General features: G+C 65.7%; 14 protein-coding genes and 2 tRNA genes. 8 read left to right on the forward strand and 8 right to left on the reverse strand.

Annotated elements, in window-relative coordinates; all coding sequences use genetic code 11:
* Window positions 1–158: 158 nt before the first annotated feature.
* On the forward strand, window positions 159–1,286 hold the full coding sequence (gene tgt, locus ABFK29_RS10020; protein ID WP_005857534.1) for a tRNA guanosine(34) transglycosylase Tgt: 1,128 nt from the start codon (window positions 159–161) through the stop codon (window positions 1,284–1,286).
* A 250-nt stretch (window positions 1,287–1,536) separates the two neighbouring features.
* On the opposite strand, the gene ABFK29_RS10025 is transcribed toward tgt, so the two are convergent.
* The 5 genes from ABFK29_RS10025 to ABFK29_RS10045 all read right to left on the reverse strand — a co-directional run bounded on the left by ABFK29_RS10025 (window position 1,537) and on the right by ABFK29_RS10045 (window position 5,479).
* Window positions 1,537–2,343 carry an NAD-dependent epimerase/dehydratase family protein gene (locus ABFK29_RS10025; RefSeq protein WP_005857536.1) on the reverse strand — a complete coding sequence of 269 codons (807 nt, stop codon included), beginning with the start codon at window positions 2,341–2,343 and terminating at the stop codon, window positions 1,537–1,539.
* Entirely contained in the window at window positions 2,340–3,134 is a 795-nt protein-coding gene (locus ABFK29_RS10030) for a glycosyltransferase (RefSeq protein ID WP_005857538.1), read from the reverse strand. Before ABFK29_RS10030 ends, ABFK29_RS10025 begins: the two co-directional genes overlap by 4 nt.
* Window positions 3,127–3,504, reverse strand: a complete 378-nt coding sequence (locus ABFK29_RS10035) for a VOC family protein (RefSeq protein ID WP_005857540.1) — start codon at window positions 3,502–3,504, stop codon at window positions 3,127–3,129. Before ABFK29_RS10035 ends, ABFK29_RS10030 begins: the two co-directional genes overlap by 8 nt.
* Window positions 3,505–3,506: 2 nt before the next feature.
* Window positions 3,507–4,724 (reverse strand): NAD-dependent epimerase/dehydratase family protein, encoded by a 1,218-nt coding sequence (locus ABFK29_RS10040; RefSeq protein ID WP_005857542.1) that lies wholly within the window; start codon window positions 4,722–4,724, stop codon window positions 3,507–3,509.
* A 212-nt stretch (window positions 4,725–4,936) separates the two neighbouring features.
* On the reverse strand, window positions 4,937–5,479 hold the full coding sequence (locus ABFK29_RS10045) for a hypothetical protein (protein ID WP_040604361.1): 543 nt from the start codon (window positions 5,477–5,479) through the stop codon (window positions 4,937–4,939).
* A 239-nt stretch (window positions 5,480–5,718) separates the two neighbouring features.
* Here ABFK29_RS10045 and ABFK29_RS10050 point away from each other — a divergent pair, with 239 nt between their 5' ends.
* The 3 genes from ABFK29_RS10050 (at window position 5,719) to lon (ending at window position 9,890) form a co-directional block, all read left to right on the forward strand.
* On the forward strand, window positions 5,719–6,813 hold the full coding sequence (locus tag ABFK29_RS10050) for an alkene reductase (RefSeq protein WP_005857546.1): 1,095 nt from the start codon (window positions 5,719–5,721) through the stop codon (window positions 6,811–6,813).
* Between the two features lie 135 nt (window positions 6,814–6,948).
* Entirely contained in the window at window positions 6,949–7,119 is a 171-nt protein-coding gene (locus ABFK29_RS10055; RefSeq protein WP_005857548.1) for a hypothetical protein, read from the forward strand.
* A gap of 362 nt (window positions 7,120–7,481) precedes the next feature.
* Window positions 7,482–9,890: an endopeptidase La gene (gene lon / locus ABFK29_RS10060; protein ID WP_005857553.1), complete on the forward strand. Its 2,409-nt coding sequence runs from the start codon at window positions 7,482–7,484 to the stop codon at window positions 9,888–9,890.
* Between the two features lie 176 nt (window positions 9,891–10,066).
* Here lon and ABFK29_RS10065 read toward each other — a convergent pair whose 3' ends face one another.
* Window positions 10,067–10,267, reverse strand: a complete 201-nt coding sequence (locus ABFK29_RS10065; protein ID WP_005857555.1) for a hypothetical protein — start codon at window positions 10,265–10,267, stop codon at window positions 10,067–10,069.
* 161 nt (window positions 10,268–10,428) lie between these two features.
* Between ABFK29_RS10065 and ABFK29_RS10070 the strand changes: the two genes are divergently transcribed.
* The 3 genes from ABFK29_RS10070 to ABFK29_RS10080 all read left to right on the forward strand — a co-directional run bounded on the left by ABFK29_RS10070 (window position 10,429) and on the right by ABFK29_RS10080 (window position 11,309).
* Window positions 10,429–10,923, forward strand: a complete 495-nt coding sequence (locus tag ABFK29_RS10070) for an HU family DNA-binding protein (protein WP_005857557.1) — start codon at window positions 10,429–10,431, stop codon at window positions 10,921–10,923.
* A gap of 19 nt (window positions 10,924–10,942) precedes the next feature.
* Window positions 10,943–11,017, forward strand: a tRNA-Val gene (locus ABFK29_RS10075).
* 216 nt (window positions 11,018–11,233) lie between these two features.
* Window positions 11,234–11,309: transfer RNA gene (locus ABFK29_RS10080), tRNA-Val, on the forward strand.
* An 87-nt stretch (window positions 11,310–11,396) separates the two neighbouring features.
* On the opposite strand, the gene ABFK29_RS10085 is transcribed toward ABFK29_RS10080, so the two are convergent.
* On the reverse strand, window positions 11,397–12,158 hold the full coding sequence (locus ABFK29_RS10085) for an HpcH/HpaI aldolase family protein (RefSeq protein ID WP_005857559.1): 762 nt from the start codon (window positions 12,156–12,158) through the stop codon (window positions 11,397–11,399).
* Between the two features lie 51 nt (window positions 12,159–12,209).
* Complete coding sequence (locus tag ABFK29_RS10090) at window positions 12,210–12,917, reverse strand: GntR family transcriptional regulator (protein ID WP_005857561.1); 708 nt, start codon at window positions 12,915–12,917, stop codon at window positions 12,210–12,212.
* Between the two features lie 180 nt (window positions 12,918–13,097).
* On the opposite strand from ABFK29_RS10090, the gene dctP reads away from it, so the two are divergent.
* Window positions 13,098–14,099, forward strand: a complete 1,002-nt coding sequence (gene dctP, locus ABFK29_RS10095) for a TRAP transporter substrate-binding protein DctP (protein ID WP_005857562.1) — start codon at window positions 13,098–13,100, stop codon at window positions 14,097–14,099.
* Window positions 14,100–14,205: the final 106 nt, after the last annotated feature.

Below are 14,205 nucleotides of genomic sequence, written 5' to 3' on the forward strand. Positions count from 1 at the left end.
AGGGCCGTGTTGGGGCGCTTTTCCCGCGCGTGCCCCGCGCGTGCTTTGTGGCGGCGCGCGGTCGAAAGGGTTAACGTCCCGGCACATGGCCAGGGCTTCGTTAACCGGCGCTTCGGGCGGGCTGGCGTTTGACCTTCGGGCGCAGTATTGGAACGCGTATGGCACTGACATCCTTCGACCTGAACGCCCGGGACGGGCGCGCGCGGACCGGCGTGATCCGCACCCCGCGCGGCGAGATCCGCACACCCGCTTTCATGCCCGTGGGCACGGCCGCGACGGTGAAGGGCATGATGCCCGAAAGCGTGCGGGAGACCGGCGCGGACATCTTGCTGGGCAACACCTACCACCTTATGTTGCGGCCCGGTGCCGAACGTGTCGCAAGACTTGGGGGGCTGCATCGCTTCATGAATTGGGAGCGGCCGATCCTCACGGACTCGGGCGGGTTCCAGGTGATGAGCCTGTCCGACCTGCGCAAGCTGACCGAAGAGGGGGTGACCTTCCGCAGCCATGTGGACGGGTCCAAGCACATGCTGTCGCCGGAAACCTCCATGGAAATCCAAAGGCTTCTGGGCTCGGACATCGTTATGGCCTTCGACGAGTGCCCGGCGTTGCCCGCCGACCGCGCCCGGCTGGAGGAGTCGATGCGGCTGTCGATGCGGTGGGCGGCCCGGTCGCGGGAGGCCTTTGGCGACCGGCCGGGGCATATGCTGTTCGGCATCCAGCAGGGCGGGCTTGAGCGCGACCTGCGCGAAGAATCGGCGCAAGCTTTGGTTAACATCGGTTTCGACGGCTACGCGATCGGCGGTCTGGCCGTGGGCGAAGGGCAGGAGGCGATGTTCGGCTGTCTGGATTTCGCGCCCGGAATGCTGCCCGAGGACAAGCCGCGCTACCTGATGGGGGTCGGTAAACCGGCAGATATTGTGGGTGCAGTGGCGCGCGGCATCGACATGATGGATTGCGTGCTGCCGTCGCGGTCCGGTCGTACTGGACAGGCGTGGACACGGCGGGGTCAGGTGAACCTGCGCAATGCGCGCCACGCCGACGACCCGAGACCGCTGGACGAGGGCTGTACCTGTCCCTGCTGCCAGAACTATTCGCGGGCCTACCTGCACCACGTCGTCCGGGCGAAAGAGATGATCGCCGGAATGCTGCTAACCTGGCACAATCTGCATTACTATCAGGAGCTTATGGCCGGAATGCGGGCGGCGATCGCGGAGGCGCGCTTTGCGGCGTTCGAAGAGGCGTTCCACGCGGGCGAGGCGCTCGGGGATATCGAGCGGCTTTAATCTCGGGTTGAGGTTTCCTTAGTGCAGGATACGGGGCGGTGATTTCGGTGCCTCAGCGCGCCGTGACGCCCGGATACGCGCATTCTGTGCACGGCATGGTGCCAGATCTTGGGGTCGTCCCTCAGGCGGACACCACGGGTTTACGGGCTTTCCCGCGCATTTACCCGATATTACCGGTGAAACGGCCGTTTCAGGTGGGCGAACCGGCCGGTTGGTAACCTTTTCGGGCAGGGACCGGTTTGCGCGCCGGTCACGTCCCAAGCATCGCGGGCAAATCCCGGCGCAGACGCTCCGTCCCGCCCGGTTGCCAGCGGAGATCCGTCAGGCGGTCGCACACAAGCGGGCTGACCGGATCGGCGCTGCGCGGCGGCAGGGGATGCGGGCATCCGGTCAGACGCCGAACCTCTGCCAGCAGGTCGTGCCGGTCGAGCAGGAGGTCGGAGACGTGGACCGCGCCGCCGGTCGTTTCCGTGCGCAGAAGGCGGACGGCTGAGGCGAGATCGGCGCCGTGTACTTCCGTCCCGCGCCGAGGCGCGATGGGCTTTCCAGCGAGGTAGTCGGCGAAGAGGCCCTGCCACTTGTGATCCGGGCCGGGGCCGTAGATGCCGGTGGCCCGCAGGCTGAGGCCGGTCAGGGGGAGGGTGGCGAGGTGCTCCTCGGCCCTGAGCTTGACTTGCCCGTAGAGGGAGCTGGGTTCGGGCGCGCGGGTTTCCGGCAAGTGTGTGCCCGGCGGCATCCCGTCGAAGACCGCGCGGGACGACAGGAAGAGGACGCGCCGGACGCCCGCCTGCGCGGCGGCGTCGAACAGGCGCCGGGTGCCGTCGAGGTTCGCGGTCAGGAAGCCCTGCGGATCGTCGCCTTCGCCGCCCCGGTACTTGCCCGGAACGTGGGAAAAGGCGGCGTGGATCAATGTGGTGACGCCCCGGAGGTCGGGCGCCGGGCCGGTCAGGTCGTAGGGGCGGTGCGGCAGCGCGCCCGCCGTGCGGCCCAGCGTCAGGTCGGCCAGCGGCACGAGCCAGCGCCCGACCAGCCCCGTGGCGCCGGTCAGCGCGATCATGCCGGGTCCTTCAGGGCGTCGAGGTCCGGACGTTCGCCGCACGCATAGGTGTGCCAGAGGTCGATCAGCGGGCGGAGGCGGTCGACCTTGGCGTGGTCGGCCCATGGCTTTTCGTACTGGTAGTGGATGACCTTCACCGAGGGCCAGTGCCAGAGGCCGGGCAGGTTGAACCAGGCGTATTGCAGCATGTTGAAGGTCACGGGCAGGCCGTGCCAGTCGGGGAAGACGGTTTCCAGAAAGGTCTGGTCGGTGCGCTTCCAGAAGGCGCCAGGGGCGTCGAGGGTGTCGAGCATCCGCTGGAAGGTGGCCTCTGACGGGCGGGCGGTGAAGACGCCGGAGTTCAGGCGGTGGAAGTCGGCGAGGCTCTCGTAGACGTTGGGGGCGGCGCAGAATTCCGGATAGTCGAAGAGCGTGTCGATGTTGCGGATCACCAGCGTGTCGGCGTCGAGGAAGACGGTGCGGTCGTAGGGCAGTTGCCACAGGCGCAGCTTGCAGAAATTGTCGAGCGGTGTGTGGAAGGCCGGCTTCTCGCCCTTGGTGAAGGGGTTCTTTTCGTGGATGTTGCGCTTGGCGTGGGCGGCGTTGAAGGCGTCCGAGGTGGGCAGGTGGTCGACGCGGACCAGGCGGGCGCCCTGCGCCTTCAGCGGGCCGAGCGCCGCGTCGGGCACGCCGTCTGTGTGCAGAACGACACGGTCGGCCTGTGTTCCGGTCTGCGCGAGGGAGTGGAGCAGCGCCCCGGCCCCCCGCGCGAAGTCGGCGTTGGTGACGAGGGTGACGTAGGCGTTACGCATCGTAGCAGATGAACTCCAGCAGCGTGCCGTCGGGGTCGCGGAAGTACAGGCTGGTGCCCGGCCCGCGTGCGCCGTTGCGGGGGACCGGGCCCAGTTCGACCTTAACCCCATGCGCGTTGAGGTGGGCCTGCGCCGCGTCCACCGTGCCGTCCCAGACAAAGCACAGGTCGGTGCCGCCCGGGGGGACCGGCAAGCGGGCGAGCGGCTCTGCCTCCACTCCCGGGCCGTGGCAGTTGAGTTGCTGGGTCCCGAAGCGGAAGGCCACGCCCGCGCCGCGCGGCACGACCTCCGCCCCCATCACGTCGCGGTAGAAGGCCGTGGAGCGGTCCCAGTCGGTGACATGGATCACCACGTGGTCGAGCGTGACCATGCTCAGGACACCGATTTCAGGCGCGCGCCCTCGGGGTCGTGGTCGACGGTGCGGGCGATGTCCTTGGTCCAGGCCGACACGGCGGGCACGCGGGAGCGGTCGATGCGGTGGGCGTATTTCTTCGCCACGTCGACGACCTCGGACAGGAGGCCTTCGGCAAGGGTCGTCGGGTCGAGGCCCAGCGCAAGGAACTGGTCGTTCTTGACGATCAGGTCGTTCTCGGCGGCTTCCTTGCGCGGGTTGGGCAGGTTCATCACCTCGGCGCCGGTCAGCTTTGCCACGAGTTGTGCGAGGTCGCGCACGCGGTGGGTTTCGGTCATCTGGTTGAAGATCTTCACCCGGTCGCCCTGCGCGGGGGCATCCTGCAGCGCCAGTTCGACGCAGCGCACGCTGTCCTGGATGTGGATGAAGGCGCGCGTCTGCCCGCCGGTGCCGTGCACGGTCAGCGGATAGCCGATGGCGGCCTGGATCAGGAAGCGGTTCAGCACCGTGCCGTAGTCGCCGTCGTAGTCGAAGCGGTTGATCAGCTGCTCGTGCCGCCGGGTCTGGTCGGTGTGGGTGCCCCAGACGATGCCCTGATGCAGGTCGGTGATGCGCAGCCCGTCGTTCTGCGCGTAGAACTGGAAGAGGATCTGATCGAGCGACTTGGTCATGTGGTAGACCGAGCCGGGCTTCGTCGGGTAGAGGATCTCCTGCTCTTTCGGGCCGGAGGGCGTGTCGATCTGCACGTCGAGGTAGCCCTCGGGGATCGGCGCACCGACGGAGGAATATCCGTAGACGCCCATGGTGCCGAGGTGGACGAGGTGGGCGTCGGGGGCCGCTTCGACCATCGCGGCCAGCAGGTTGTGCGTCGCGTTGGTGTTGTTGTTGACCGTGTAGACCTTGTGGCGGTCGGTCTTCATCGAATAGGGCGCGGCGCGCTGTTCGGCGAAGTGGATGATGGCGTCGGGCTTGTGCTCGGCCAGCCACTGTTTCAGCCGCTCGTATTCCTTTGCGAGGTCGAGCAGGTGGAAGCGGATGGTCTCTCCGGAGGTCTGTTTCCAGATGCGGCACCGTTCCTGGATGGAGTCCATGGGCGTCAGCGATTGCACGCCCAGCTCCGTGTCGATCCAGCGGCGGGAGAGGTTGTCGAGGATGTGCACCTCGTGTCCGGCGTTGGAGAGATGGAGGGCGGTGGGCCAGCCGACGAAGCCGTCGCCGCCGAGGATCGCTATGCGCATGGTGAGGGTCCCGTGTTGTTTGCGTGTCCTGTTAACGATGGGGATCCGGGGAGTAAAATGAAACTTTTGTGGTGATTGATGCAGGGAAATGGGCATCAATCCGCTGAAAATACGGTAATCACTGGTAAATTGATACATGTTTTGCTGCATCAATTTCCGGCGGGGCGAGACAGGCGGAGGGCGCGCGGGCCATGGCCGGCGCGCAGCCGGTCTCAGGAATTGTAGTGCGTTCCGATCCGGTAGCAGGGGCCGTAGGTCGGCACCTTTTTCCAGAAAAGCACGGCGAAGGTGGCGTATTCGTCCGCCATGGTGCCGCCGGTCCATGTGCCACCGCCGTTTTTGGGCGTGTGCGGGTTGAGCGGGCTGTTGGCGTGGTGCTTCGCCTCATCGTCCACCTGCATTGCCATGGTTGCGGACCCGAGGCCGGACGTGATCTTCTGGCCGACCTGCGCGACCTTCGCGGCAGGCACGACGGCCGCCAAGGCATCCAGCGGGGTGATCTTGACGCTGTCTTTCAGTGCGCCGGTCTTGCTCATCTGGGTTTCGATGCTGATAACCGCCGCGATGGCGCCGTCGAGCGGCACGTCGGCTTTCTGGTTGAGATAGGAAAACACCGTCGCGCTGATGGCGTTGGAGAAGCTGAACCGTCCGATGCAGCACGTCGGATGAATTCCGTCGCCCTTGTAGCCGACAAATTCCCCCCAATTGCGATAGTGCTTCATCGGCTTGACGTCTGTCGCGATCTTGAATCCCACTTGCAATCCTCCTCGGTAAAGACACGACCGGGCAATTCCGGACGCACAGAAAACGTGTTTCGGTAATGGGCGGGAGCCTATCACGGTTCGGTCCTGCGGCAAGCCCGGTGAATGTCCGGGCCGCGTGCCTTCAAGTGCGCGATATTGCACAGGGCCTGTCGGGAGCTTCACGGGAACGTTTCGTTGCGGTGCAGCATTGTGTGCCTAACTCAGAACGACGCAAGCGAAAGGAGCATCTCATGAGCAAGAGCTTGTTCGACCCGATCAAGGTTGGGGCCATGGACCTCAAGAACCGTATCGTCATGGCGCCGCTGACGCGGAACCGCGCGATGGAAGACGACGCGCCGATGGACATGCACGTCGATTACTACGCGCAACGCGCTGGCGCCGGGCTGATCATCACCGAGGCCACGCAGATTTCCCCCGAGGGCAAGGGCTATGCCTGGACGCCGGGCATCTACAGCGACACGCAGGTCGCGCAATGGAAGAAGGTGACGGATGCGGTGCATGCCGCGGGCGGCAAGATCGTCCTGCAGCTTTGGCACGTGGGGCGCATCAGCCATACGTCGTTGCAGGAGGGCGGTAAGGCGCCGGTGGCCCCGTCGGCGGTGCAGGCCGAGGGCGTGCAGACCTTCGACGGTTCGCAGATGGTCGATGTTTCGGTGCCGCGCGCGCTGGAGATCGACGAGATCCCGCGCATCGTCGAGGACTTCCGCAAGGCGACGGTCAACGCGAAGGCCGCCGGATTCGACGGGGTCGAGGTGCATGGCGCCAACGGCTACCTGATCGACGCGTTCCTGAAGGACGGGCCGAACCGGCGCGACGATGCTTACGGCGGGTCGTTCGAGAACCGCGCGCGCCTTCTGGGCGAGGTGCTGGACGCGGTGGTCGGTGCGTGGGACGCCGCGCATGTCGGGCTGCGGCTGTCGCCGTTCTCGGACGCAAACGGCGCCACGGACAGCGATCCGAAGGCGCTGGGCGAGTTCCTTGTCGATTTCGTGTCGGGCCGTGGGCTGGCGTACCTCCACATGGTCGAAGGCCAGACGGGCGGTCCGCGCGATTTGCCGGAGGGTGTCGACCTGAAGGCGCTGAAAGACCGCTTCGACGGCGTCTGGATGGGCAACAACGGGTACGACCGCGACATGGCCATGACGCGTGTGGCCGAGGGGCTGACCGACCTCGTGGCCTTCGGGCGGCCCTACATCGCCAACCCTGACCTGGCGGAGCGTCTGCGCGTCGGGGCGGAGCTGAACGAGGGCGACCGGTCCACCTACTATGGCGGTGGCCGCGAGGGCTATACCGACTATCCGACCCTGCAGGACGCGGCGGCGTAAGGCGGCCCGCAGGTCGCCCCCGCGCGTCTCGGGGCGAATGTTCTTGCATCCAGCCCCCATCTTGCAAGATGGGGGCTGGATTGTCATGTGCGCGAGTCGGGTCTCGGGCCGTTGGCGGCGATCAGGAGAACGGACATGGACTACGGGAAATCCGGCAAGGGCAAGGCGGCCAAGGGCGCGCCGCGTTTCGACGGCCACAAGGATGCGCCGCAGGGCAAGAATGCGCGCGGTGGCGCGCCCAGCAAGGCGGAGCTTCTGGCGCGCATGAAGGCCGCGCAGAAGGCCGAGACGCAGAAAGACGGCTGACGCCGGGCAGGGGGCGGCAACGTTCTGGCAAGCCTCTGGCGGGCAGGTCGTGAAGGTATCGCCCGCCCGGCACGTATGCGGCAATCCGTGAAACGTCGCTCTCCCCGATCCATCCGGTGTCGTTATGCGACGGGAGGATGATCGGGGCGCCGCCATGTCGTCTCATCGTTCACTTTGGCTGGAAAACCCGGCTTGCGGAAACGGGCGGGCAAGGTCACAGTGAGCGCCACACACCTTGCGCCGGCCCGGATCGCTTGAAATCCGGGGTCAAGCGGCACATGTAGTGTATTCTGACCGGAGACGGCGCAAGTTGCCGCGATGCGGGGCTCTGCCGTCTTGCCAAGAACCAGGAAAACGCGAGCATGAAACAGCCACTCAATCCATCCTATCCGGTGCTGCCGCTGCGCGACATCGTCGTGTTCCCGCACATGATCGTGCCCCTCTTCGTGGGCCGCGAAAAGTCTGTGCGTGCACTGGAAGAGGTGATGAACGACGACAAGCAGATCCTGCTTGCCAGCCAGGTCGATCCCGCGATCGACGATCCGGAGACCTCCGGCATCTACAAGGCGGGCGTGCTGGCGAATGTCCTGCAACTGCTCAAGCTGCCCGACGGCACCGTGAAGGTGCTGGTCGAGGGCCAGAGCCGCGTGCGCATCGTCGAGTACCTCGACAACGACAACTTCTTCGAGGCGAAGGCCGAGTACCTGACCGAGATGCCCGGCGACCCCGCCGCGATCGAGGCCCTGACCCACACCGTGGCGGAGGAGTTCGAGCGCTACACCAAGGTCAAGAAGAACATCCCCGAAGAGGCGCTGGCCGCCGTCAGCGAAGCGACCGAGCCGGCGCAACTGGCCGATCTCGTGGCCGGTCACCTCGGCGTCGAAGTGGGCCAGAAGCAGGAACTGCTTGAGACGCTCTCGATCAGCGAGCGGCTGGAGAAGGTCTATGGCCTGATGCAGGGGGAGATGTCCGTCCTGCAGGTCGAGAAGAAGATCAAGACCCGCGTCAAGAGCCAGATGGAGAAGACCCAGCGCGAGTACTATCTGAACGAGCAAATGAAAGCCATTCAGAAGGAACTCGGCGACGGCGAGGATGGCGAGGGCGAAATCGCCGAACTCGAAGAGAAGATCGAGAAGACCAAGCTGTCGAAGGAAGCCCGGGAAAAGGCCGATGCGGAGCTCAAGAAGCTGCGCAACATGTCGCCCATGTCCGCCGAGGCAACCGTCGTGCGCAACTACCTCGACTGGATGTTGTCCATCCCGTGGGGCACGAAGTCGCGCGTGAAGAAGGACCTGAACAAGGCGCAGGACATCCTCGACCAAGACCACTATTCGCTTGAGAAGGTGAAGGAGCGGATCGTCGAGTACCTCGCCGTGCAGGCGCGCAGCCAGAAGCTGAAAGGCCCGATCCTCTGCCTCGTCGGCCCTCCGGGTGTCGGCAAGACGTCTCTGGGCAAGTCGGTCGCGAAGGCCACGGGCCGCGAGTTCATCCGCATTTCGCTGGGCGGCGTGCGCGATGAATCCGAGATCCGCGGCCACCGCCGGACCTACATCGGCTCCATGCCCGGCAAGATCATCCAGGCGCTGAAGAAGGCGAAGACCACGAACCCGCTCATCCTGCTCGACGAGATCGACAAGATGGGGCAGGACTTCCGTGGCGATCCGGCTTCGGCCATGCTGGAGGTGCTGGACCCCGAACAGAACGCGACCTTCGTGGACCACTATCTCGAAGTGGAATACGACCTGTCGAACGTGATGTTCGTGACCACCGCCAACAGCTACAACATGCCCGGGCCGCTGCTCGACCGGATGGAGATCATCTCGCTGTCGGGCTACACCGAGGACGAGAAGCTTGAGATCGCCAAGCGGCACCTGCTGGACAAGGTGACCAAGAACCACGGTCTGAAGAAGACCGAGTTCGTGGTCGAGGACAGCGCGCTGACCGACATCATCCGCTACTACACGCGGGAGGCCGGCGTCCGGAACCTTGAACGCGAGGTGGCCAAGCTTGCCCGCAAGGCGGTGACGAAGATCGTCAAGAAGGAAGCGGAGAAGGTGGTCGTTTCGGCGGACAACCTCGACGAGTTCCTTGGCGTCCGGAAGCACCGTTACGGGCTGGCGGAGGAAGAGAATCAGATCGGTGTCGTCACCGGGCTGGCCTGGACCTCTGTCGGCGGCGACCTCCTGCACATCGAGGCGCTGAAGCTGCCGGGCAAGGGCCGGATGAAGACCACCGGCAAGCTGGGCGATGTGATGAAGGAGTCGATCGATGCGGCTTCGAGCTACGTGCGGTCCATTTCGCCGCAGATCGGGGTGAAGCCGCCGAAGTTCGACAAGATCGACATCCACGTGCACGTGCCGGATGGCGCAACGCCGAAGGACGGTCCCTCTGCCGGTCTGGCGATGGTGACATCCATCGTGTCGGTTCTGACGCAGATCCCGGTCCGCAAGGACGTGGCGATGACGGGCGAGGTTTCCCTGCGCGGCAACGCCATGCCCATCGGCGGCCTGAAGGAGAAACTGCTCGCGGCCCTGCGCGGTGGCATCAAGACGGTGTTCATCCCGGAGGAAAACGAGAAGGATCTGGCGGAAATCCCGGACAACGTGAAGCAGGGGCTGCAGATCATCCCCGTCAAACACGTCTCCGAGGTGCTGAGCCAGGCGCTTGTGTCGAAGCCGGAGCCCATCGAATGGGACGAGGCGGCGGAAGAAGCGGCGGCGGCAGCCAAGGCAAAGTCCGAGGACACCGTATCCAGCCCGGTGGCGCACTGAGCGTCCGTCCAGCCGGTTGAAACAGGAAAGCCCCGACCGCGTGTCGGGGCTTTTTGCTGTCCGGCTTTGCGTTTGGCGTCAGTGCGGTGTTACCCGTGCGCCGGGCGCAACAGGTGGCAAGGGCCGGGCGCACCGGCGCGGCTGCGGACACGGACAATGGGCTGATGAGGCGGCGGTCAGTTCCCGACGGCGACGCCGAAGACGACCAGCGCGGCGATCCCGAGGACCAGCCCCGCGGAGGGCATGCTGCTGGCCGCCGCGTCGTCCGCGACGATCACGGGCGGCATCAGCGGCGGATCGGCGGGAGCATCGTAACTGCCGGCCTGCGCGGCACTGGCGGCGATGAGAAGGGCGAAGGCGGCAGCATACCTTTTCATGTTCGTTCTCCAGACAAAGTTGCCCTGTCAAACTGGCTGCCGGACGACGCATGAGTCAAGCGAACGCTGGTTTTTTGCGGTGTTTTGCGATATGGTCGCCGGACAGAAACCGAGCAGCCGCACCCGATTGCGGCGCCGCACACCGAGCAGAGACAGGTATCATGAGCAGAGCAACAGCGCCGGCCACCGGTCGATCCACGTCCGTATCCAAAGCGTCCGCCACCGCGAAGGCGCGCAAGAAAGTGCCTGCCGACAAGACCATCCTGAGCACGGACGAGGACGTCCTGCACGCCGATACGCCGGAAGAGACGTCCTCCGCCTCTGTCCCGAAGGCGCCCGCCGAGGCGGTGCCGGTCGCGGTGGAAGATCTCCCTATCGTGCCCCAGCCGGAATTGCGCAAGAAGGAGCTGGTCGACCTGGCCGTGGAACGCTCCGGCATCAAGAAACGCGACGCCAAGCCGGCGATCGAAGCGGCGCTTGCCGTCCTGGGGGAGGCGCTGTCGGAAGGCCGCGAACTGAACCTTGCGCCGTTCGGCAAAATGAAGGTCACACGGATGAAAAAGGCGGGCAACGGGCAGATCATAAACGCCCGTGTGCGCCAGCCCGACGACGACAAAATTAACGCGCCGGACCCTCTTGCACAGGCTGCGGAGTGACGCTAAAAGCCCCGCTACCGGGTGATTAGCTCAGTGGTAGAGCGCTTCGTTCACATCGAAGATGTCAGGAGTTCAAATCTCTTATCACCCACCAGATTTCCAGGCGCGTCCCTTGCGGGCGCGCTTTTTCTTTTGCGCAGCAGGGCTAAGGGCGGGCTTGCCTGTTCTCGGCGCGCGGCCATCTTGCCGCTGACCCGCAACGCACGGGTTCGGTGGGGCGGCTCCGGTTTTCGCGTGTAGGCGGCCGGGCAAAAAGGAGCGACAGAAGCTCTTGCGCTGGCGCCCCGCTTTGTCTATCTCGACGCGGCGCGGGTGATTAGCTCAGTTGGTAGAGCGCTTCGTTTACACCGAAGATGTCGGGAGTTCGAGTCTCTCATCACCCACCATCCTCTCCCGCCAGAGATCACGAAGCCCCGTTCGCACGGGGCTGTTCCGCTGTTTTGCCGACCTGGCTTTCGCGACAGGATCGGGGGTCAGGACCATTCGGCGCGGCGGGCGAGGGCGGCCGTGCGGATCATCGTGGCGTCGATCTCGACCGCGATGAACTGGGCGCCGGCTTCGGCCGAAGCGCGCAGCAGCGTGTCGTCGCGCGAAAGGATGCCGCCCGGCACGCCCAGCTTCTTCAGCTTGGCAAAACCGTCGAGGATCGCGGCCTTGACCTCCGGATGGGAGGGCTGGCCGGGGTAGCCGAAACTGGCGGCGAGGTCGGCGGGTCCGATGAAGACCCCATCGACGCCGTCGACGGAGGCGATCTCCTCGATCTGTGCGAGGGCGTCGCGCGTCTCGACCTGCACCAGCAGACAGATCTCGTCGTTGGCGCGCTCCGCGTAGTTCGCGATGGCGCCGTAGCGGGTGGCCCGGGTCACACCCGCGACGCCCCGGATGCCACTGGGCGGGTAGGTCACGGCGGCGACGGCGGCGCGGGCCTCGTCCGGGGTCTGCACGTAGGGGATCAGCAGGGTCTGCGCGCCCGCGTCGAGCAGCTTCTTGATCTCGACCGCGTCGTTCCAGCCGGGACGGACCACGCCGGTGACAGGGTAGGGCGCGACCGCGCGCAGGAAGGCCAGAGCCTCGGCAGGACCGACAGGCGAATGCTCGGTGTCCATCAGGATCCAGTCGTAGCCGCAGGTGGCCATCAACTCTGCCACATCGGCGCTTGCGAAGGTGTGCCAAAGGCCGATCTGGCGCTGTCCGGCGCGCAGCGCGGCCTTGAAGCGGTTCTTGGGCAGGTCCATTCGGGTACTCCTTTGGGATGGCACGCGGTCCGCAACGCCGTGGGTGCGCGGTCAGGTGTCCGGGGCGTCGGGGTGCGTCTTCTTGATGAGGTCGATCAGTATCTCGACCGAGCGGGCGATATGAAGCTTGAGTATGTCGGCGGCTTCGTCGGCGCGGCGGGCGACGGCGGCTTCGGCGATGGCGGTGTGCTCTTCGACCACGTCGCGCTGTACGGTGACGGCCTCTGAGTAGATGTTGCGGTAACGGTCGTTGAACGCCACCAGCATGGCATGGGTGCGCAGCAGGAGCGGCATGTCGCAGCCGGCGATCAGCGCGAGATGGAAGGCGTTGTTGGCGGCTTCCCATTCGGCACGGCTGCGGGGATCGGCGGCGTCGCGCTGGGTATGGTTCACCCGATACAGCGCGGCCATGACGCCGGTTTCCCAGTCGAGCCCGCCATTGGCAATCGACCGGCGCAGCGCGAAGGGTTCCAGTTCCGCGCGCAGCGCGCCGACCTCGGTGAAGTTGGCGATGGAGATCGGCGTGACGCGATAGCCGCGTTGGGGGGCCACGTCGACCAGCCCTTCGGAGACGAGCCGGGTCACCGCCTCGCGCAGGGGGGACAGGCCCACGTCGAGCTCGGCGCGCAGCTTGTCGAGACTGAGGCGACTGCCGGGGGCGAGTGTGCCGTGCAGGATGTCATGGCGCAGCCGCGCTTCGATCCGGCCGGCAATGGTCGGCTTGCCCGTGGGCCGGCTGGCCCATTCCGTTGTCGACATGCTCTCCTCCTGTCACTTTCGCCTTACATCAGCGGGCACGTGTTAGGGAAGGAAAAACGATTGGCGGCCAGAAAATCGATTTGTGTTTACGGGATCGGTATTGCTTGTTACCACCGTTAGAGATGGATTCGGACGCGCAGGAGGCGCATACCGGTCCGGTCGAACTTGGGAGGATCTTCGATGCCGTTCAACATGAGCCGCCGCGCCGTTCTGGCTGCGGCCACCGCACTTGCCGTTACCGCCACGGGCGCGTTCGCTCAGGACAAGGTGCAGCTTCGCCTGTCGGGCGTGAACTCCGAGACCGACCAGCGCGCCATCGCGCTCACGGAAGTCTTCGGTCCGGCGGTTTCCGATTTCGCCAACTTCGAGCCGCACTGGAACGGTACTCTGTTCGGTCAGGGGACCGAGCTTGAGGCGATCGCTTCCGGCGACCTCGAAATGTCGATCACCTCGGCGCAGGAGCTGGCCACGTTCTTCCCGGAATGGTCGATCTTCTCCGCAGGCTACGTCCTGCAGAGCGCCGAGCACCAGGTCGCCGTGTTCAACGACCCTCTGATGGACCCCTTCAAGCAGAAGGTGGAGGATGAGCTGGGTGTCGTACTGCTGGCGCCGATGTATCTTGGCCGCCGCCAGGTGAACCTGCGCCAGAGCCGCGACGAGCTTGACGTGCAGACCCCGGCGGACCTGTCCGGCGTGAACCTGCGGATGCCCGGGTCGGACGCGTGGCAGTTCCTGGGCCGTGCGCTGGGTGCGAACCCGACGCCGATGGCCTTCACCGAGGTCTACACCGCGCTGCAGACCGGCGCCGTGGACGGTCAGGACAACCCGCTGCCGACCGTCGTGGACGCGAAGTTCTACGAGGTCACCAAGCAGATCGCCCTGACGTCGCACCTCGTCGACTGGAACTTCATCGCGCTGTCGGCCGAGACGTTCAACAACTTGACGCCCGAGCAGCAGACCCAGATCACCGACGCCGCCGTGGCCGCGGCGGATTCCGGGCGCGCCGCGCAGCTTGCCAAGGAAGAAGAGCTGGTCTCCTTCCTCGAAGAGCAGGGGCTGGACGTTTACGAGCCCGATGTCGCCGCGTTCCGCGAGGCGGTGCAGAAGGCCTATCTCGAAAGCGATCTGGCCGCGAGCTGGCCGGACGGCGTTCTGGACGCTGTGAACGCGCTGGGGAACTGATCCGGAGATCCCGGCGCGGTGCCCGCCGCCGCGCCGGACCGGATCGACCGGAGGCTCGCCGGATCATGTCCGGCGACCTGCGTCCGGGGCGCGGCGGTCGGAAACG

The organism is Sagittula stellata E-37, from assembly GCF_039724765.1.
Lineage (GTDB): Bacteria > Pseudomonadota > Alphaproteobacteria > Rhodobacterales > Rhodobacteraceae > Sagittula > Sagittula stellata.

Excerpts from the sequence above, each read along its gene's own strand:
- ABFK29_RS10040 (WP_005857542.1), bottom strand. The coding sequence starts at position 4,724 with ATGCGCATAGCGATCCTCGGCGGCGACGGCTTCGTCGGCTGGCCCACC.
- tgt (WP_005857534.1), top strand. The coding sequence starts at position 159 with ATGGCACTGACATCCTTCGACCTGAACGCCCGGGACGGGCGCGCGCGG.
- ABFK29_RS10025 (WP_005857536.1), bottom strand. The coding sequence starts at position 2,343 with ATGATCGCGCTGACCGGCGCCACGGGGCTGGTCGGGCGCTGGCTCGTG.
- ABFK29_RS10070 (WP_005857557.1), top strand. The coding sequence starts at position 10,429 with ATGAGCAGAGCAACAGCGCCGGCCACCGGTCGATCCACGTCCGTATCC.
- ABFK29_RS10055 (WP_005857548.1), top strand. The coding sequence starts at position 6,949 with ATGGACTACGGGAAATCCGGCAAGGGCAAGGCGGCCAAGGGCGCGCCG.
- ABFK29_RS10030 (WP_005857538.1), bottom strand. The coding sequence starts at position 3,134 with ATGCGTAACGCCTACGTCACCCTCGTCACCAACGCCGACTTCGCGCGG.
- ABFK29_RS10035 (WP_005857540.1), bottom strand. The coding sequence starts at position 3,504 with ATGGTCACGCTCGACCACGTGGTGATCCATGTCACCGACTGGGACCGC.
- ABFK29_RS10050 (WP_005857546.1), top strand. The coding sequence starts at position 5,719 with ATGAGCAAGAGCTTGTTCGACCCGATCAAGGTTGGGGCCATGGACCTC.
- dctP (WP_005857562.1), top strand. The coding sequence starts at position 13,098 with ATGCCGTTCAACATGAGCCGCCGCGCCGTTCTGGCTGCGGCCACCGCA.
- ABFK29_RS10065 (WP_005857555.1), bottom strand. The coding sequence starts at position 10,267 with ATGAAAAGGTATGCTGCCGCCTTCGCCCTTCTCATCGCCGCCAGTGCC.
- ABFK29_RS10085 (WP_005857559.1), bottom strand. The coding sequence starts at position 12,158 with ATGGACCTGCCCAAGAACCGCTTCAAGGCCGCGCTGCGCGCCGGACAG.
- lon (WP_005857553.1), top strand. The coding sequence starts at position 7,482 with ATGAAACAGCCACTCAATCCATCCTATCCGGTGCTGCCGCTGCGCGAC.
- ABFK29_RS10090 (WP_005857561.1), bottom strand. The coding sequence starts at position 12,917 with ATGTCGACAACGGAATGGGCCAGCCGGCCCACGGGCAAGCCGACCATT.